Genomic DNA, 17,289 nt, shown 5'->3' with positions numbered 1-17,289 from the left:
CGTTCGGTCGCGGCCGAAGTGTCCCTACGCGGTCCGCCGCACCTGCTCGTACTGCCGTGCCAGCCCGTCCAGCAGGGCCGTCAGCCCGGTCTCGAAGGCCCGCTCGTCGATCTTCTCCTGCTGCTCGGCGAGGAGATGGGCCTGCTGGAGATGGGGGTAGTCGGCGGGGTCGTAGGCGCTCGCGTCGTCCACGAAGCCCCCGGCGAAGGAGCCGAGCGCGGAGCCCATCACGAAGTACCGCATCAGCGCGCCGATGGACGTGGCCTGCGCCGCCGGCCAGCCCGCGGCGACCATCGCGCCGTAGACGGCGTCCGCGAGGCGCAGCCCCGCCGGGCGGCGGCCGGGGCCGCGGGCCAGCACCGGGACGATGTTCGGGTGGTCGCGCAGCGCGGCCCGGTAGGAGACGGCCCAGTCGTGCAGCGCGGTCCGCCAGTCGCGGCCGTCCTCGAACATCGTCAGGTCCACCTGGCCGCTCACCGAGTCGGCGACCGCCTCCAGGATCTCGTCCTTGGTGCGGAAGTGGTTGTAGAGCGAGGGCCCGCTGACCCCCAGTTCGGCGGCCAGCCGGCGGGTGGAGACGGCCGCCAGGCCCTCCGCGTCCACGAGCGCGCGGGCCGTCTCGACGATCCGGTCGGTGGAGAGCAAGGGCTTGCGCGGTCGGGCCATGGCGCACATAGTAGGGCTGCGCACAGAAACTAGCACTGCTAATTTAAAGGTACGGCTTTCAATGACGTACGGCTTTCCCTGGGGTGACGTGTGGTGAACCTGGAACTCGGCGAGGAGCAGACCGCGGTCCGGCAGCTCGCGCGGGACTTCGTGGAGCGTGAGATCACCCCGAACGTCGTCGCCTGGGACCGCGCCGAGGAAGTCGACCGCGCGATCGTGAAGAAGCTCGGCGAGGTCGGCTTCCTGGGTCTCACGATCGACGAGGAGTACGGCGGTTCCGGCGGCGACCACCTCGCGTACTGCCTGGTCACGGAAGAACTGGGCCGGGGCGACTCGTCCGTGCGCGGCATCGTCTCCGTCTCGCTGGGGCTCGTCGCCAAGACCGTCGCCGCCTGGGGGAGCGAGGAGCAGAAGCGCCGGTGGCTGCCGGGACTCACGTCCGGCGAGGCGGTCGGCTGCTTCGGCCTGACCGAGCCGGGCACGGGCTCGGACGCGGGCAACCTCGCGACGCGGGCGGTGCGGGACGGCGACGACTACGTCATCAGCGGCACCAAGATGTTCATCACCAACGGCACCTGGGCCGACGTCGTCCTGCTCTTCGCCCGCTCCACGGACGCCCCCGGCCACAAGGGCGTCTCCGCCTTCCTGGTCCCCACCGGCACGCCCGGCCTGACGCGCCGCACGATCCACGGGAAGCTGGGACTGCGCGGCCAGGCCACGGCCGAGCTGGTGCTGGAGGACGTACGCGTGCCCGCCTCGGCGATGCTGGGGGAGGAGGGCAAGGGCTTCTCGATCGCCATGTCCGCCCTCGCCAAGGGCCGGATGTCGGTCGCCGCGGGCTGTGTCGGCATAGCCCAGGCCGCGCTGGACGCGGCGGTGCGGTACGCGGGCGAGCGCGAGCAGTTCGGGAAGCCCATCGCCCAGCACCAGTTGGTCCAGGAGCTGATCAGCGACATCGCCGTGGACGTCGACGCCGCCCGGCTGCTGACGTGGCGGGTCGCCGATCTGATCGACCGTGGGCAGTCGTTCGCCGTCGAGTCGTCCAAGGCCAAGCTGTTCGCCTCGGAGGCGGCCGTCCGCGCCGCGAACAACGCGCTCCAGGTCTTCGGCGGGTACGGCTACATCGACGAGTACCCGGCGGGCAAGCTGCTGCGGGACGCCCGGGTGATGACCCTCTACGAGGGCACCAGCCAGATCCAGAAGCTGGTCATCGGGCGTGCGCTGACGGGGGTTTCGGCATTCTGAGTACCTTCTGAGTACGTCGGCGGATGTGGCACGGGCCACTTCGGCCGAAGCTTGCCCCCATGAGTGACACACCGGGCAAGCAGCAGAACACGGCCGCCTTCTACGGCCAGGCCGTCGCCTCCTTCGCCGTCGCCATGGCGGCCACCGCCATCGGCATCTACCAGCTGAGCGCCGACGCCTGGGTCCGGGGCTTCCTCGCCGTGGCCGTCCTGTATCTGGTCACCTCCGCCTTCACCCTGGCCAAGGTGATCCGGGACCGGCAGGAGGGGGCTGGGGCGGCGCCCGCGTACACCCCTTTCGAGAAGCACTGAACGGCCGCGACTAAGCGCCCGCTCACCTTCGGCGGTATGGTGGTGCCCCTGCCAGTGGAGAGGGGCACGTGATGGGTACGGCGGAGGAGACGGCCGGCGGCGAGGCGCAGGCGTGGGGCGAGGTCACGCCCGACGCGGCGCGGCGGCTGCTGATCGCCGCGGTGGAGGCCTTCGCCGAGCGCGGGTACCACGCCACGACGACCCGTGACATCGCGGGTCGCGCCGGGATGAGCCCGGCGGCGCTCTACATCCACTACAAGACCAAGGAAGAGCTGCTGCACCGCATCAGCAGGATCGGGCACACGAAGGCCCTGGAGATCCTGCGGACGGCGTCCCGGCGCGAGGGCAGTGCCCGTGAGCGCCTGGCCGACGCGGTCAGCTCCTTCGTCCGCTGGCACGCCGGCGGGCGCACCACGGCCCGGGTCGTCCAGTACGAGCTGGACTCGCTCGGGCCCGACGCCCGGGCCGAGATCCTCGCGCTGCGCCGGCAGTGCGACGACGAGGTGCACGGGGTCATCGTGGACGGCGTGGCGTCGGGCGAGTTCGACGTGCTCGACGTCAAGGGGACCACCCTCGCGGTGCTCTCCCTCTGCATCGACGTGGCCCGCTGGTTCAACGTCGACGGGCCGTGGACACCGGACGAGGTCGGCGCGCTGTACGCCGACCTCGTGCTGCGGATGGTCGGAGCCGGGGAGCCGGCGCCGGCTCAGAAGTAGTAGCGGGCCACGGACTCGGCGACGCAGACGGGCTTGTCGCCGCCCTCGCGTTCCAGGGTGAAGGCGACGGTGACCTGGACACCGCCGGTCACGTCCTCGACGCCGGTGATCGTGGCGGTCGCGCGCAGCCGGGAACCGACCGGGACGGGCGCGGGGAAACGCACCTTGTTCGTCCCGTAGTTGACGCCCATCTTCACGCCCTCGACGGCGATCAGCTGCGGCCCGAAGAGGGGGAGCAGCGACAGGGTCAGATAGCCGTGCGCGATGGTCGTGCCGAAGGGGCCCGCGGCGGCCTTCTCGGGGTCGATGTGGATCCACTGGTGGTCGCCGGTGGCGTCCGCGAAGAGGTCGATCCGCTTCTGGTCGATGTCGAGCCAGTCGGTGTACCCCAGCTGCTCGCCCACCGCCGACTTCAGGTCGTCGACGGACGTGAAGATCCTCGGCTGTGCCATGTCCCGGCCTCTCGCATGTCAGGGATGCTGTTTCTCTAAGCGACTGCTTAGCATGGTCGGCCGCGGGGGGTCGTGTCAACGGACTGGGTAGGGTTCGATGGGTGCCCCAGATTCCAGAGAAGATCCATGAGCTCACGGTCGGCCAGGTCGCCGCGCGGAGCGGTGCGGCCGTCTCCGCGCTGCACTTCTACGAGTCCAAGGGCCTGATCGGCAGCCGCCGGACCTCGGGCAACCAGCGCCGCTACTCACGTGACACGCTCCGCCGGGTCGCCTTCATCAGGGCCGCGCAGCGGGTCGGCATCCCGCTGGCGACGATTCGCGAGGCGCTGGCGGAACTCCCCGAGGAGCGGACGCCGACGAAGGAGGACTGGGCGCACCTCTCGGAAGCCTGGCGCTCCGAACTGGACGAACGCATCAAGCAGCTGAACCGTCTGCGCGACCACCTCACCGACTGCATCGGCTGCGGCTGCCTCTCCCTCGAAGGGTGCGTCCTCTCCAACCCGGACGACGCCTTCGGCGAACGCCGCACGGGCTCCCGCCTGATGGTGGACAAGGGGCGCGCGTAGCCGTCTGCGCGGTGGTGGTGGGTCGGGGCCGTGTCGGGGGGTGTCCGTCCTCGGAACGGCGCGATGGGGTTGGACGCCGACTGACTGTTCGTTGACGCGCCAACCAGCTGCGGGCGGACACCCCCCGACACGTCCCCTTGCGTAGTCCCCCAGCTGCGGGCATGCGTGCCGCTAGGGGCGGCACGGGTGGGCGCAGCGGCACCCCGTTCCGCCGGGCTGCGGACCCACCCGGCCCCAGCATCAACGCCGCGTACCTGCCGCCTGACCGAGCGCGTACTCACCCAACCCCGCCACCACCAACTCCGCATTGGACCCGGCCCGCCTCCCGTCCGGCAGCACCAGCACATCCTCCAGCCCGATCCGCGTAGCCACTCCCAACCGCCCCGCAAGCCGCAGCACAGGCCAAGCACCCCCGTCCTCTCCGTGCAGCAGCACAGGACGACCATGGGCAGCACCGATCTCGGACAGCAACGCGCGCGCAGAGGCAACGGCACTCTCCGCATCCGTGTCCGTCACCTCCGCCAGCACCCGCAAAACCCTCGGCCCCAGCGAAGACCTGGCGAACCGCTCCGCCCCGTCCGTCCCCGACCAGATGCCCGCCTCCACCCCCACCCCGAGCTCGACGAGCGCGGCGGCCACCTCCTCCGCCCCCGGCTCATGCCAGTTGACCGACGCATGGTCGGGCAGCACGCTCCAGCCGCGGACGCGCTCCAGCCTGGCGGCGGGATCCGGCTCCGCCCACGCCCCCGTCGTCACCCCGACCGGCACCGACACCCGCGCCCGAATCGCCTCCAGCGTCACCGCCAGCACCCGCGGCGACACCGTGTCCCGCCCGCACGGCGTCTTGGGGTGGACATGGATGTCCGTCGCCCCGGCCGCGACGGCCTCCGCCGCCGACTCGGCCATCGCCTCGGGCGACAGCGGTACCGCCGCACCGTCCGCCGCTGTCCGCGCTCCGTTCAGACACACCTGCACCATGTCCCGATGGTGCCAGTCACCACTGACAGTCGGTCCCGGCAACGACAGTGGGGGTACGGCATCCCCGGCGCACCCCCCGCGCACCCGCGTTCGTCAGGCCGACATCAACAGTGGCCTCGCCCGCCTGGCGTACGCCAGGGACTCGGGCGTGAGCACGGGACGCGGTACCAGGATTCCGCAGTCCGTGCAGACCGGACCCGCCGATGGTTCGTGGTCCAGGTCGTACTTCCAGGCGAGTTGCTCCCCGCCGCACACCGGGCACGCCGAGCCCGGTTCGCGCTCCAGCGCGGCGATCAGCCGGCGCAGCACCTCGGCCAGCGGTTCACGGGGATGGACCGCCGGATCGTCGCACCACGCCACGCCGAATCCGCCCCAGGTCAGCCGGTGCCAGTCGTCCACGCTGCCCGGCCGGCGCAGTCCGTCGTGCTTCTCCTTCTTGCGGCGCTCGGCGAACTCGACCTCGTAGGCCAGCCAGACCGCCCGCGCCTCTTCCAGTTCGTCCAGTGCGGCCACGAGCCGCACTGGATCGGGGGACCGGTCCTCGGGACCGAACCCTGCCCGGGAGCACAAATGGTCCCAGGTCGCCCTGTGCCCGTAAGGGGCGAACCTCTCAAGGCACTTGCGCAGCGAATAGCGCCGCAATGCCAGATCGCACCGCGGATCGCGGACCTGTCTCGCCAGACTCCGGAAACCGGCCATCGTCCTGCACCTCCGTCACACCTGCACCTGTAATCCGGTCACTTCGGCGTCGTCGTACGGACGTCGCCGAATAGACGTATCGACAAGCGAATCGGCTCCATCCGATTTCAAATGCCCTCCATAAGCCGTCCTAAGAGGCTCGCGAGTCGACTGCCGTGGTCCGTGTGCCTGTTGTGCTGACTCCAAGAAGTGACGCTTGTTCATCTTCAAACCCGGGGATACCGGCGGTAACATCCGGCCACCCCCTCGGGAGGAGCCCCCCACATGCCACGGCGTACCCCACGCACCGTTCTCGACGGAATGAGAACTCCCCGGGGAATCCCCGGGTTCCTGAAGACCGCTTCGGTATGCGCCCTGATCGCAGGACTTTTGTCGCCGCTTGCCCCGGCGGCCGCCGCGGAAACGCCGGCCGCGCAGGCCGCGGCCGTGGCGAACGACCACTGCGGCAACCAGTGTTCGGACATTCTCCCGCCCGGCCAGAACGGCAACGCCACCCTCGCCCAGATCCTCCTCAACCAGGCCTTCGGCACCCAGCCCGAGCACGCCGAGGACCAGCTCGGGCCCTACGCGAACCTCGCCAAGGGCTACACCGGCCTCACCAACGACAAGATCAGCAACTTCTTCAACGACGCGTCCTTCGGGGTCCCGGCGGATCAGGTCGCCTCCACCGTCAAGCCCGCCGGGCGCGGCGACGTCACGATCGTCCGTGACAAGAAGACGGGCGTGCCGCACATCACCGGCACCACGCGGTACGGCACCGAGTTCGGGGCCGGCTACGCGGCCGCCCAGGACCGGCTGTGGCTCATGGACGTCTTCCGGCACGTCGGGCGCGGTCAGCTGACCTCCTTCGCCGGCGGCGCGCCCTCCAACCAGGGCCTGGAACAGCAGTTCTGGCGGCACGCCCCGTACACCGAGGCCGATCTGCAGGCGCAGATCGACAACGCCGTCGCCACCAACGGCGAGCGCGGCAAGCAGGCCCTCGCCGACGCCACGGCCTATCTCGACGGCATCAACTCCTACATCGACGCCTCCGACAGCGGCCGCTACTTCCCCGGCGAGTACGTCCTCACCGGCCACAAGGACTCCGTCACCAACGCCGGGACGATCGAGCACTTCAAGATCACCGACCTCGTCGCGCTGGGCTCGGTCATCGGCGCGCTGTTCGGTTCCGGCGGGGGCGGCGAGGTCAACAACGCGCTCTCGCTGCTCGCCGCCCAGGAGAAGTACGGCGTGGTGGAGGGCACCAAGGTCTGGGAGTCCTTCCGCGAGCGCAACGACCCGGAAGCCGTCCTCACCGTCCACGACGGCAGCTTCCCGTACGCGAGCAAGCCCGACGACCCGCAGGGCACGGCCCTGCCCGACGCCGGTTCCGTGGAGCCGGAGCCGCTCGTGTACGACCGCACCGGCAGCGCCGCGACGGCCGGCGCCACCGGCGCGTCCGGCGAGGCGGCCAAGACGGCCCTGTCGTCCGCCAAGCGCGGCATGTCCAACGCCCTCGTGGTCGGCGGCGAGCACACCGCCAGCGGCCACCCCGTCGCCGTGTTCGGCCCCCAGACCGGCTACTTCGCCCCCCAGTTGCTGCTGCTCCAGGAGATCCAGGGCCCGGGCATCAGCGCCCGCGGCGCCTCCTTCGCGGGCCTGAGCATGTACGTCGAACTCGGCCGCGGCCAGGACTACGCGTGGAGCGCCACGACCTCCGGCCAGGACATCATCGACACCTACGCCGTCGAGCTGTGCCAGGACGACTACCACTACCTGTACCGCGGCACCTGCACGCCGATGGAGAAGATCGAGCAGAAGAACGCCTGGAAGCCGACCACCGCCGACGGCACCGCGGCCGGCTCGTACACGATGCGCGTCTGGCGCACGAAGTACGGCCCCGTCGAGTACCGCGCGACGGTCGGCGGCAAGAAGGTCGCCTACACCACCCTGCGCTCGTCCTTCATGCACGAGGCCGACTCCATCATCGGCTTCCAGATGCTGAACGACCCCGACCACGTCAAGGGCCCGGAGTCCTTCCAGAAGGCCGTGCAGCACATCAACTACACGTTCAACTGGTTCTACGCCGACTCCGAGCACACCGCGTACTACAACAGCGGCGACAACCCGGTGCGCGCGAACGGCGTCGACGCCGAGTTCCCGGTGTGGGCGCGGCCGGCGTACGAGTGGCGGGGCTGGGACCCGGCGGCCAACACGGCCGACTACACCACGGCCTCCGCCCACCCGAACTCGATCGACCAGGACTACTACATCTCCTGGAACAACAAGCAGGCCAAGGACTACACGACCGCGCCCTGGGGCAACGGGTCCGTGCACCGCGGCAACCTCCTGGAGGACCGGGTGAAGAAGCTGGTCCAGCAGGGCGGGGTGACCCGGGCCTCGCTGGTGAAGGCCATGGCCGACGCGGCAACGGCCGATCTGCGGGCGGAGGACGTCCTGCCCAAGCTGCTGAAGGTCGTCACGAGTTCACCGGTCACCGACCCCGCCACCGCCGCCGCCGTCGGCAAGCTCCAGGCCTGGGTCGCGGCCGGCGGCAAGCGCACGGAGACCTCGGCCGGCTCCAAGAAGTACGCCGACGCCGACGCGGTCCGCATCCTGGACGCCTGGTGGCCACTGCTGGTCAAGGCCGAGTTCGAACCTGGCCTCGGCAGCGAGCTCTATACGGCCATGACCGCGAACCTCCCCGTCGACGAGTCCCCGTCGGCCGCCCACGGCCCGACCGGCTCGCACGCCGGAAGCTCCTTCCAGTACGGCTGGTGGAGCTATGTCGACAAGGACATCCGGGCCGTGCTCGGCGAGCAGGTGCAGGGACCGCTCGCCAGGAAGTACTGCGGCGACGGCAGCCTCGGCGCCTGCCGTGACACCCTCGTCAGCACCCTGAAGGAGGCGGCCGGCAAGACCGCCGCCCAGGTCTACCCAGGTGACGACCAGTGCTCGGCGGGCGACCAGTGGTGCGCCGACTCGGTCATCCACCGCACGCTCGGCGGCATCAAGCACGGGAAGATCAGCTGGCAGAACCGGCCGACCTACCAGCAGGTCGTGGAGTTCACCTCGCACCGGTGACCCAGGGGACCTGAGAGCCGGCGGCGGGTCAGCGCACGCGGCCCGCCGCCAGCACCAGCCGGGCCAGCTCCTCCTGCAGGATGTCGCTGTGCGCCCCGGCCGGCGGCCCGCCGCGTCTGACCACCGCCGCCACGTCGACGTTCACGCACCCCGAGGCGGGCAGTTTCGCCGTCAGGGCCTTGGCGAGGGTGTACGCGCGCGTGCCCGGCACCGCCCGCACCCCGGCGCAGCCCATCGCGCCCCATTTCTCGCCCAGGGCCCGGCTCAGGTCGAGACCGGCCACCGAGCGGCTGTCGCCCGCCATCCGCGACGCCAGCGGATAGATCGTGCCGAGGGCCGTGTCGTGCCGGGAGTGGCAGCACACCACAGGACCGTCGACTCGGTTCTGCTGCCCTTGAAGCACCCCTCCGGCGCGGGCGTCGTGCGGCAGCCGGGCCGCGAACGCGTAGTGCGAGAACGCCCCTTGGAGCAGCGTCACGGACTTCACCGTGCGCACCCCCTCGGGCAGTCCGCGCAGCGCGAACGACACCAGCCGTGCGCCGAAGCTGTGCCCCACGAGGTGCACGCGCACGCCCGGCGCCGCCGCCGCGAGCTGCCCGACGACCCTGCCGAGACCGCGCTCGCCGACGGTTCCCGCGCGCCGCTTCATCGCGTAGTACGTCGCCTGCCGCAGCAGTTCGTGCGCACCGTCCCAGGGGTTCGGGAGCCTGAAGTCCCGCCGTGTGCCGGACGCTTCGAGTTCCGCGAGCGCCCGCGCGAACTCCTCGCAGGCCGCCGCCGAGGATCCGGTGAACATCTCCGGCTCGCTCTGCGGCACGCCCTCCGCCACCGTGTCCGCCGCGAACAGCTCCTGCGGCCCGGGCGCCACCACCTCGACCAGCAGCCGCACCAGCCGCCCGAACTCCTCCAGCTCGGCCTCCTCCGGCGGCTGCTGCTCCAGCAGCCGCGCGATCTGGTCGACCAGGATCGCCCGGCCCGGGAAGGTCTCCAGCAGCGCGTGCCGCGTGTCCTTGTCGAGCACGGGACGCCTGGGGGCCTCGGCCGTCACGGCCCGTGGCAGGTCCGGGATCGGTTCGTCGCAGAAGCGCATCGCCGGCCACAGCACCCCGACGTACCCGACCCGGGCCGCCGGGGCCAGCCGCGGGACGGGCGCGAGGAAACGGTCGTAGAGCCGGGTCGCCCCCGAGCGGTCGTTGTTCCAGCCGTGCGCGAAGACGATCAGGTCGCGCACCTTCCGTTCGCTCACCCCGGCGAGCAACCGGTCCCGCTGGCGGCCCGCCGGGTCCCCGTCCGCGTCGAAGGTCAGCTCCCAGTAGGGAGTCACACTCATCGCCGGATCCGCCATGACAGGCCCCCTAGGTCGTGTCCGCAAGGTCCCGGCGTCCGGCCGCGGGGCAGGCGGGACTTTGCGGACACGGCCCAGCCCCCGGGTGACGCCACGATCTGGGCGCATCGTCCTGCCAACGGGGCGGCTTGGCCATACGTCACGGGCGCATCGGGGAGCGGTATGCCTCGCTCAGCGGTAGACGAGGTACTCCCGCCGCGTCCGCCGGAACGCCGCAAGTTCGCTCTGCCACCCCGCCACGACCTCGTCGGTGTCCGCGCCCGCGTCGATCATCGTGCGCACGCGCGTGGAGCCGGTGAGCTTGTCGATCCAGTGGTCGGGTCGCCAGGCGAACCCGCTCCAGACCTGCTTGGCGGTCACGAGCAGGGCGATTCCCGTGCGCACGGGGTCGAACGCGGCCCGGTCGTGCACATGGACCTGTACGCCGCCGATCGTCTTGCCTTGGAACTTCGAGAACGTGGGCGCGAAGTACGCCTCCCTGAACCGCACGCCGGCCAGCCCGAGTTCGTTCGCCCTGCCCGCCCAGCGCCGGTCGATGCCCTCCGCGCCCAGCAGCTCGAACGGCCGGGTCGTGCCACGCCCCTCCGACAGGTTCGTGCCCTCGAACAGGCATGTCCCCGAGTACACCAGGGCCGTCTCCGGCGTCGGCATGTTCGGGCTCGGCGGCACCCAGGGCAGGCCGGAGGCGTCGTAGAACTCCGAGCGCTTCCAGCCCGACATCGTCACGGTCTCCAGCGGCACGGGGGCGGTCAGGAACTCGCCGTTGAACAGCCGCGCCAGCTCCGCGACGGTCATCCCGTGGGCCTGGGAGACGGGCTGCCGCCCGACGAACGTGGCGAACTCCTTGTGCAGCACGGGCCCCAGCGCCGCCCGCCCCGTCACCGGGTTTGGCCGGTCCAGCACCACGAACCGCTTGCCGGCGAGCTGTGCGGCCTCCATGCAGTCGTACAGGGTCCAGATGTACGTGTAGAAGCGGGCGCCGACGTCCTGGATGTCGAAGACGACCGTGTCCACGCCGGACGCGGTGAAGATGTCGGCGAGGGGGCGGCCGCTCTTGAGGTACGTGTCGTAGACGGGCAGGCCGGTCGCCGGGTCGTCGTAGCGGCCCTCGGAGCCGCCGGCCTGGGCGGTGCCCCGGAAACCGTGCTCGGGGCCGAAGACGGCGGTGAGGTCGACGCGGTCGTCCTCGTGCATGACGTCGACGATGTGGCGGGCGTCGCGGGTGATGCCGGTGGGGTTGGTGACGATGCCGACCTTTTGGCCGTCGAGCAGGGAGTAGCCGTCGTGGGCGAGTCGTTCGAAGCCGGTGCGCAGGTGCCCGCGGCGCGGGGCGGCGGCCGCGGTGGAGGTGGCTGATACGGCTGCCGCCGTGGCGGTGGTGAGTACGGCTCGTCTGGAAGGGCGCATGCGGTGACCTCCTTGAGCGGGGACGGTCGGCATGGGCACGGTATGCGCTTCCGCGGCCCGTGGGGAGGCCGCGGCCCGCCTGTGGCTTGTCGCGCCCACGCGGCGGAGCCGCATATGGGTACAGCCCCGCGCCCCTCAAGGGGCGTTGCCGACACCCCTTCCGTGGTACATACCGACCGGTTAGTCTGGCGCCATTGCTGAGCCGCGTCTAAGGAGACCGATGGTGGGAGCCTTTCAAGGGGCTGGAGTCGTTGTCACGGGGGCCGGTGGCGGGATCGGAGCCGCGCTCGCCCGGCGCTTTGCCGCCGAGGGGGCCCGGGTCGTCGTCAATGACCTGGACGCCGAGCGGGCCAAGCACGTCGCGGACGAGGTCGGAGGGATCGCCGTGCCCGGTGATGCCTCGGAGGTCGTCGGGGACGCCCGGGACGCGCTCGGCGGGACCGTCGATGTGTACTGCGCCAACGCCGGTGTCGCCTTCGACGGCGTCGATTCCGGTCAGGCGCTGGACGAGAAGGCGTGGGCGACGTCCTGGGACGTGAACGTCATGGCCCATGTCCGGGCCGCCGGGGAACTGCTGCCCGCCTGGCTCGAGCGCGGCAGCGGCCGGTTCGTCTCCACCGTGTCCGCCGCCGGGCTGCTCACCATGATCGGCGCCGCGCCCTACGCCGTCACCAAGCACGGCGCCCTCGCCTTCGCCGAGTGGCTGTCGCTGACGTACCGGCACCGGGGCGTGAAGGTCCACGCCATCTGCCCGCAGGGCGTCCGCACCGACATGCTCGCCGCCACCGGCAGCGCGGGCGACCTGGTGCTGCAGCCGACCGCGATCGAGCCGGAGGCCGTCGCGGACGCCCTGCTCAAGGGCATCGAGGAGGACCGGTTCCTGATCCTGCCGCACCCGGAGGTCGCCGCCTACTATCAGGCCCGGGCCGGTGATCCCGACCGGTGGCTGACCGGCATGAACCGTATCCAGCAGCAGTGGGAGGAGACCCGTTGACCGAGTCCCGTTACGCGGCCAAACCCTGGCTCGCCCTGCTCGGCGAGGCCCAGAAGGGCCCGATAAGCCCCGCCGGCTCCCTCGTGCACGCCTTGCGACGGGTGGTGGCCGAGACGCCGGACAGCGACTTCCTGGCCTACTTCGACGGCCGGCTGACCTACCGGGAGGTCGACGAGCTCAGCGACTCCGTCGCCGGGCACCTCGCGGCACGCGGCCTGGAGCGCGGCGACCGGGTCGCGGTGCTGCTCCAGAACTCCCCGCACTTCGTGCTCGCCGTGCTCGGCGCCTGGAAGGCGGGCGCGGTGGTCGTGCCGGTCAACCCGATGTACAAGTCGGGCGAGGTGGCCCACGTCCTGCGGGACGGCGAGGTCGCCGCGCTGATCTGCTCGGACCGGGCGTGGGAGTCGTATCTGCGCGAGACGGCCGCCGACTCGCCCGTGCGGATCGCTCTCACCGGATGCGAGCGGGACTTCCAGACGCGTGACGACGCGCGCGTGCTGACCTTCGAGCGGCTGCCGCAGGCCCCGGACGCCGACGACCTGGTGACGGTGGCGCGAGCCGGGAACAAGGCACCGGCGGACCGTACGCCCGGGCCCTCCGACATCGCGCTGATCAGCTACACCTCCGGCACGAGCGGCACACCCAAGGGCGCCACCAACACGCACGGCAACATCATGTACAACGCCGAGCGGCAGCGGACCGGCCTGGGGCTGCCCGAGCGGCCGGTGTACTTCGCGATGGCGCCCCTGTTCCACATCACGGGCATGGTCTGCCAGTTCGGCGCCTGTCTGAACAGCGGGGGCACGCTCGTGCTGGCCTACCGCTTCGAGGCGGGCACGGTGCTGGACGCGTTCGCCGAGCACGCGCCGCACTACACCGTCGGCCCGTCCACGGCCTTCATGGCGCTGGCCGCCCACCCCTCCGCCACCCGTGACCACTTCTCCTCCTTCCGGGTGATCTCCTCCGGCGGCGCCCCGCTGCCGCCCGCGCTGGTGGAGAAGTTCCGGTCGGGCTTCGGGCCGTACATCCGCAACGGCTACGGGCTGACCGAGTGCACCGCGCCCTGCGCCTCCGTGCCGCCCGGTCTGGAAGCGCCCGTCGATCCGGCCTCCGGGACGCTCGCCGTGGGCCTGCCCGGCCCCGACACGGTCGTACGGATCGTCGACGACAACGGCGACGAGGTGCCCTTCGGCGAGCAGGGCGAGATCGCCGTACGCGGCCCGCAGGTCGTGCCCGGCTACTGGCGGCGCGCCGACGCCACCGCCGAGACCTTCCCCGGCGCCGAACTGCGCACCGGCGACATCGGCTTCATGGACGAGCAGGGCTGGCTGTACGTCGTGGACCGCAAGAAGGACATGATCAACGCGTCCGGTTTCAAGGTGTGGCCGCGCGAGGTCGAGGACGTGCTCTACACGCACCCGGCGGTGCGCGAGGCCGCCGTCGTCGGGGTGCCCGACGGCTATCGCGGGGAGACCGTCAAGGCGTACATCAGCCTGCGTCCGGACGCCGAGACGGACCCGGATGCACTCGCCGCCTACTGCAAGGAGAGACTGGCCGCCTACAAATACCCGCGCCAGGTGGAGATCCTGCCCGACTTGCCGAAGACGGCCAGTGGGAAGATCCTCCGTCGGGAACTTCGTTCCCGTACGCAAGACAACTGACAGCAGTACGGAAAGGCAGGTGGCGGCAGTGCCCAGGACTACGGACTCGGACGGCACCCCCGTGCCTCAGCGGCTCCTGGCCGCCGCCACCCGGCTCTTCGCCGAGCGGGGCTACGACCGCACCTCGGTGCAGGAGATCGTCGAGGCGGCAGGCGTCACCAAGGGGGCGCTGTACCACTACTTCGGCTCCAAGGACGACCTGCTGCACGAGGTGTACGCGCGCGTGCTGCGCATCCAGCAGGAGCGGCTGGACGCCGTCGCGGACGCGGACGAGCCGGTGGAGAAGCGGCTGCGGTCCGCGGCCGCGGACGTCGTGGTGACGACCATCGACAACCTCGACGACGCGATGATCTTCTGGCGGTCCATGCACCACCTCAGCCCCGAGAAGAACAAGCAGGTCCGCTCCGAGCGCCGCCGCTACCACGAGCGCTTCCGGGCGCTGGTCGAGGAGGGCCAGGAGTCGGGCATCTTCTCCAAGGCGACCCCGGCGGACCTGGTGGTCGACTACCACTTCGGCTCGGTCCACCACCTGTCGACGTGGTACCGCCCTGAGGGTCCGATGAGCCCCCAACAGGTGGCCGACCACTTGGCGGACCTGCTGATGCGGGCACTGCGCCCATAGCCGCCCACCCAGCCCGTCCGGCGTTTGAGGACGAGGCCGTTCAGGCCGATCGGGGGTCCAGGGGGCGCAGCCCCCTGGCGGGGTCGAAGGGGCAGCGCCCCTGGAGATGGGACGGGTAGGGGCGGCGGGGGCGAGGCCCCCCCACCGCCCGCCCCACCTACAGGTACTTCTTCAACTCCCGCCGAGCCAGCGACCGCTGATGCACCTCGTCGGGCCCGTCCGCGATCATCAGCGTCCGCGCCCCCGCGTACAGCTCCGCAAGCGGGAAGTCCTGACTGACACCCCCCGCACCGTGCAACTGGATCGCCCGGTCGAGAATGTCCACCACCGCCCGAGGCGTAGCGATCTTGATCGACTGGATCTCGGTGTGCGCCCCCTTGTTCCCCACCGTGTCCATCAGCCACGCCGTCTTCAGCACCAGCAGCCGCAACTGCTCGACCGTCACCCGCGCGTCCGCGATCCAGTTGTGCACCACACCCTGCTGCGCCAGCGCCTTGCCGAAGGCCGTACGGGCCACGGCCCGCCGGCACATCAGCTCGATGGCCCGCTCCGCCATGCCGATCAGCCGCATGCAGTGGTGGATCCGGCCGGGACCGAGCCGGGCCTGCGCGATGGCGAAGCCACCGCCCTCCTCGCCGATCAGGTTCGACGCGGGCACGCGCGCGTCGTCGAAGATCACCTCGGCGTGGCCGCCGTGGGAGTGGTCCTCGTAGCCGAACACCTGCATCGCGCGCTTGACGGTCACACCCGGAGTGTCGCGGGGGACCAGCACCATGGACTGCTGACGGCGGATGTCGTCCCCGTCCGGATCCGTCTTGCCCATCACGATGAAGATCTTGCAGTCCGGGTTCATCGCCCCGGAGATGTACCACTTGCGGCCGGTGATGACGTACTCGTCGCCGTCCCGCCGGATGTGCGTGGTGATGTTGGTGGCGTCCGAGGAGGCCACCTCCGGCTCGGTCATCGCGAACGCCGAGCGGATCTCGCCCGCCAGCAGCGGCTCCAGCCACTGCTTGCGCTGCTGCTCGTCACCGAACTGGGTCAGCACCTCCATGTTCCCGGTGTCGGGCGCCGCGCAGTTCGTCGCCGTAGGCGCCAGCTGCGGGGACCGGCCCATGATCTCGGCGAGCGGCGCGTACTGCAGGTTGGTGAGCCCGGCCCCGTACTCGGAGTCCGGCAGGAAGAGGTTCCACAGGCCCTGCCTGCGCGCCTCGGCCTTCAGCTCCTCCACCACGGGCACCGTCTCCCACGGCGAGGCGAGCTTGGCGCGCTGCTCCTCCGCCACCGCCTCGGCCGGATAGACGTACTCGTCCATGAAGGTGAGGAGCTTGGCGCGCAGCTCCTCGGTGCGTGCGTCGAACGCGAAGTCCATACGGATCAGCCCTCCTGAAGGCCCTCGTGAAGCGTGGTCAGCCCGTGCCGGACGAAGACGGGCACGAGGTCGCCGATGCGGTCGAACCCGCGCCCGACCGTCTGGCCGAGCGTGTAGCGGTAGTGGATGCCCTCGAGGATCACGGCGAGCTTGAACCAGGCGAACGCCGTGTACCAGGAGACCGCGGAGACGTCGCGCCCCGAGCGCGCGGCGTACCGCTCGATGAGTTCCGACGGCGCCGGATGCCCGGGGGCCTCGGCGGTCGTGGAGACGGGGGAGTCGGGCATGCCCAGCGGCATGCTGTACATGACCAGCAGGCCGAGGTCGGTGAGCGGGTCGCCCAGCGTCGACATCTCCCAGTCGAGGATCGCCCGGATGGTGTCGTCCTCGCCGATCAGCACGTTGTCGAGCCGGTAGTCGCCGTGCACGACGGCCGGGGCGGGGGAGCGGGGCAGGTCCCGGCCGAGGGCGGCGTGCAGTTCGTCGATGCCGTCCAGGTCGCGGTTGCGGGAGGCGTCCAGTTGCTTGCCCCAGCGCCGCAGCTGCCGGTCCAGGAAGCCCTCGGGCCGGCCGAAGTCCGCGAGACCCGCCTCGCCCGGGTCCACCGCGTGCAGCTCCACCAGCGTGTCCACCAGGTTCAGCACCGCGCCCCGGGTCCGCTCCGGGCCGAGCGGGGCGAGCTGGTCGGCGGTGCGATAGGGGGTGCCCTCGACGAACTCCATGACGTAGAAGGGCGACCCGAGCACCTCCTCGTCCTCGCACAGCAGCACCGGCCGCGGAACCGGCACGGCGGTCGGATACAGCCCGCTGATCACCCGGTGCTCGCGCTTCATGTCGTGCGCGGTGGCCAGCACATGGCCGAGCGGCGGCCGCCGTACGACCCAGCGTGCGGTGCCGTCGGAGACGGCGTACGTGAGGTTCGACCGTCCGCCCTCGATCAGCCGGCCGGACAGCGGGCCGTTCACCAGGCCGGGCCGCTCCCGGTCGAGCAGGCCGCGCAGCCGGTCGAGATCGAGTCCGGGCGGGTGGTCGGGGCTCATGCGTCGCTCCTACGGGGAGATGGACGGTTCCCGACTCATGATGCCGACCGGTCGGTATGTCGTCCAGAGGGGGGCCGAAACGTGATCGGAGCCACGATAGGCCGACGGCTCCTCGCGCGAGACGCCGGGGAGGCACAGGGGCCTTCTTCGTT

General features: G+C 71.0%; 16 protein-coding genes. 8 read left to right on the top strand and 8 right to left on the bottom strand.

Annotated elements, in window-relative coordinates; genetic code table 11:
* Nucleotides 1-24: 24 nt before the first annotated feature.
* Complete coding sequence (locus OHU35_RS08880) at nt 25-666, bottom strand: TetR/AcrR family transcriptional regulator (RefSeq protein ID WP_189726635.1); 642 nt, start codon at nt 664-666, stop codon at nt 25-27.
* A gap of 93 nt (nt 667-759) precedes the next feature.
* Between OHU35_RS08880 and OHU35_RS08875 the strand changes: the two genes are divergently transcribed.
* The 3 genes from OHU35_RS08875 to OHU35_RS08865 all read left to right on the top strand — a co-directional run bounded on the left by OHU35_RS08875 (nt 760) and on the right by OHU35_RS08865 (nt 2,938).
* Nucleotides 760-1,911, top strand: a complete 1,152-nt coding sequence (locus OHU35_RS08875) for an acyl-CoA dehydrogenase family protein (RefSeq protein ID WP_405505122.1) — start codon at nt 760-762, stop codon at nt 1,909-1,911.
* 59 nt (nt 1,912-1,970) lie between these two features.
* Nucleotides 1,971-2,222, top strand: a complete 252-nt coding sequence (locus tag OHU35_RS08870) for a YiaA/YiaB family inner membrane protein (RefSeq protein ID WP_189726633.1) — start codon at nt 1,971-1,973, stop codon at nt 2,220-2,222.
* Nucleotides 2,223-2,293: 71 nt separating this feature from the next.
* Nucleotides 2,294-2,938 carry a TetR/AcrR family transcriptional regulator gene (locus OHU35_RS08865; RefSeq protein WP_189726632.1) on the top strand — a complete coding sequence of 215 codons (645 nt, stop codon included), beginning with the start codon at nt 2,294-2,296 and terminating at the stop codon, nt 2,936-2,938.
* On the opposite strand, the gene OHU35_RS08860 is transcribed toward OHU35_RS08865, so the two are convergent.
* Nucleotides 2,929-3,390, bottom strand: a complete 462-nt coding sequence (locus OHU35_RS08860) for a MaoC family dehydratase (RefSeq protein WP_189726631.1) — start codon at nt 3,388-3,390, stop codon at nt 2,929-2,931. The genes OHU35_RS08865 and OHU35_RS08860 overlap by 10 nt on opposite strands.
* A gap of 101 nt (nt 3,391-3,491) precedes the next feature.
* Here OHU35_RS08860 and soxR point away from each other — a divergent pair, with 101 nt between their 5' ends.
* Nucleotides 3,492-3,956: a redox-sensitive transcriptional activator SoxR gene (gene soxR, locus OHU35_RS08855; RefSeq protein WP_189726630.1), complete on the top strand. Its 465-nt coding sequence runs from the start codon at nt 3,492-3,494 to the stop codon at nt 3,954-3,956.
* 240 nt (nt 3,957-4,196) lie between these two features.
* Here the strand turns inward: soxR and OHU35_RS08850 are convergent, their stop codons facing one another.
* Nucleotides 4,197-4,934 (bottom strand): 3-keto-5-aminohexanoate cleavage protein, encoded by a 738-nt coding sequence (locus OHU35_RS08850; protein WP_189726629.1) that lies wholly within the window; start codon nt 4,932-4,934, stop codon nt 4,197-4,199.
* 93 nt (nt 4,935-5,027) lie between these two features.
* Nucleotides 5,028-5,633: a hypothetical protein gene (locus OHU35_RS08845; RefSeq protein WP_184597526.1), complete on the bottom strand. Its 606-nt coding sequence runs from the start codon at nt 5,631-5,633 to the stop codon at nt 5,028-5,030.
* A gap of 264 nt (nt 5,634-5,897) precedes the next feature.
* Here OHU35_RS08845 and OHU35_RS08840 point away from each other — a divergent pair, with 264 nt between their 5' ends.
* On the top strand, nt 5,898-8,696 hold the full coding sequence (locus tag OHU35_RS08840) for a penicillin acylase family protein (protein WP_405505121.1): 2,799 nt from the start codon (nt 5,898-5,900) through the stop codon (nt 8,694-8,696).
* 28 nt (nt 8,697-8,724) lie between these two features.
* Here OHU35_RS08840 and OHU35_RS08835 read toward each other — a convergent pair whose 3' ends face one another.
* Nucleotides 8,725-10,041, bottom strand: a complete 1,317-nt coding sequence (locus tag OHU35_RS08835; RefSeq protein WP_189726627.1) for a serine-threonine protein kinase — start codon at nt 10,039-10,041, stop codon at nt 8,725-8,727.
* Nucleotides 10,042-10,212: 171 nt separating this feature from the next.
* The gene (locus OHU35_RS08830; RefSeq protein ID WP_359896587.1) at nt 10,213-11,448 is read right to left on the bottom strand and encodes a DUF1343 domain-containing protein; all 1,236 of its coding nucleotides are present in this window, start codon (nt 11,446-11,448) and stop codon (nt 10,213-10,215) included.
* Nucleotides 11,449-11,668: 220 nt separating this feature from the next.
* On the opposite strand from OHU35_RS08830, the gene OHU35_RS08825 reads away from it, so the two are divergent.
* The 3 genes from OHU35_RS08825 to OHU35_RS08815 are packed head-to-tail and all read left to right on the top strand — an operon-like array spanning nt 11,669 to nt 14,725.
* On the top strand, nt 11,669-12,442 hold the full coding sequence (locus OHU35_RS08825; protein ID WP_405505120.1) for an SDR family oxidoreductase: 774 nt from the start codon (nt 11,669-11,671) through the stop codon (nt 12,440-12,442).
* A complete protein-coding gene (locus tag OHU35_RS08820) occupies nt 12,439-14,103 on the top strand; it encodes a class I adenylate-forming enzyme family protein (protein ID WP_189726624.1) in 1,665 nt (554 codons plus the stop codon). Before OHU35_RS08825 ends, OHU35_RS08820 begins: the two co-directional genes overlap by 4 nt.
* Before the next feature lie 28 nt (nt 14,104-14,131).
* A complete protein-coding gene (locus OHU35_RS08815) occupies nt 14,132-14,725 on the top strand; it encodes a TetR/AcrR family transcriptional regulator (protein ID WP_189726623.1) in 594 nt (197 codons plus the stop codon).
* A 157-nt stretch (nt 14,726-14,882) separates the two neighbouring features.
* On the opposite strand, the gene OHU35_RS08810 is transcribed toward OHU35_RS08815, so the two are convergent.
* Both OHU35_RS08810 and OHU35_RS08805 read right to left on the bottom strand, forming a co-directional pair.
* Nucleotides 14,883-16,097 (bottom strand): acyl-CoA dehydrogenase, encoded by a 1,215-nt coding sequence (locus OHU35_RS08810; protein ID WP_189726622.1) that lies wholly within the window; start codon nt 16,095-16,097, stop codon nt 14,883-14,885.
* A gap of 5 nt (nt 16,098-16,102) precedes the next feature.
* Nucleotides 16,103-17,137 carry a phosphotransferase family protein gene (locus OHU35_RS08805; RefSeq protein ID WP_189726621.1) on the bottom strand — a complete coding sequence of 345 codons (1,035 nt, stop codon included), beginning with the start codon at nt 17,135-17,137 and terminating at the stop codon, nt 16,103-16,105.
* Between the last annotated feature and the right edge of the window lie 152 nt (nt 17,138-17,289).

Source organism: Streptomyces purpurascens (assembly GCF_045040895.1).
In the GTDB taxonomy this organism is placed as follows: Bacteria; Actinomycetota; Actinomycetes; order Streptomycetales; family Streptomycetaceae; genus Streptomyces; species Streptomyces purpurascens.
The sequence above is the reverse complement of the archived record's forward strand: the minus strand, read 5'-3'. Positions and strand labels throughout refer to the sequence as shown.

Bases quoted from the DNA above. Each gene is read 5' to 3' on its own strand.
- OHU35_RS08880 (WP_189726635.1), bottom strand. From the start codon at position 666: ATGGCCCGACCGCGCAAGCCCTTGCTCTCCACCGACCGGATCGTCGAG.
- OHU35_RS08870 (WP_189726633.1), top strand. From the start codon at position 1,971: ATGAGTGACACACCGGGCAAGCAGCAGAACACGGCCGCCTTCTACGGC.
- OHU35_RS08865 (WP_189726632.1), top strand. From the start codon at position 2,294: ATGGGTACGGCGGAGGAGACGGCCGGCGGCGAGGCGCAGGCGTGGGGC.
- OHU35_RS08860 (WP_189726631.1), bottom strand. From the start codon at position 3,390: ATGGCACAGCCGAGGATCTTCACGTCCGTCGACGACCTGAAGTCGGCG.
- OHU35_RS08850 (WP_189726629.1), bottom strand. From the start codon at position 4,934: ATGGTGCAGGTGTGTCTGAACGGAGCGCGGACAGCGGCGGACGGTGCG.
- OHU35_RS08845 (WP_184597526.1), bottom strand. From the start codon at position 5,633: ATGGCCGGTTTCCGGAGTCTGGCGAGACAGGTCCGCGATCCGCGGTGC.
- OHU35_RS08840 (WP_405505121.1), top strand. From the start codon at position 5,898: ATGCCACGGCGTACCCCACGCACCGTTCTCGACGGAATGAGAACTCCC.
- OHU35_RS08835 (WP_189726627.1), bottom strand. From the start codon at position 10,041: ATGGCGGATCCGGCGATGAGTGTGACTCCCTACTGGGAGCTGACCTTC.
- OHU35_RS08830 (WP_359896587.1), bottom strand. From the start codon at position 11,448: ATGCGCCCTTCCAGACGAGCCGTACTCACCACCGCCACGGCGGCAGCC.
- OHU35_RS08825 (WP_405505120.1), top strand. From the start codon at position 11,669: ATGGTGGGAGCCTTTCAAGGGGCTGGAGTCGTTGTCACGGGGGCCGGT.
- OHU35_RS08810 (WP_189726622.1), bottom strand. From the start codon at position 16,097: ATGGACTTCGCGTTCGACGCACGCACCGAGGAGCTGCGCGCCAAGCTC.
- OHU35_RS08805 (WP_189726621.1), bottom strand. From the start codon at position 17,137: ATGAGCCCCGACCACCCGCCCGGACTCGATCTCGACCGGCTGCGCGGC.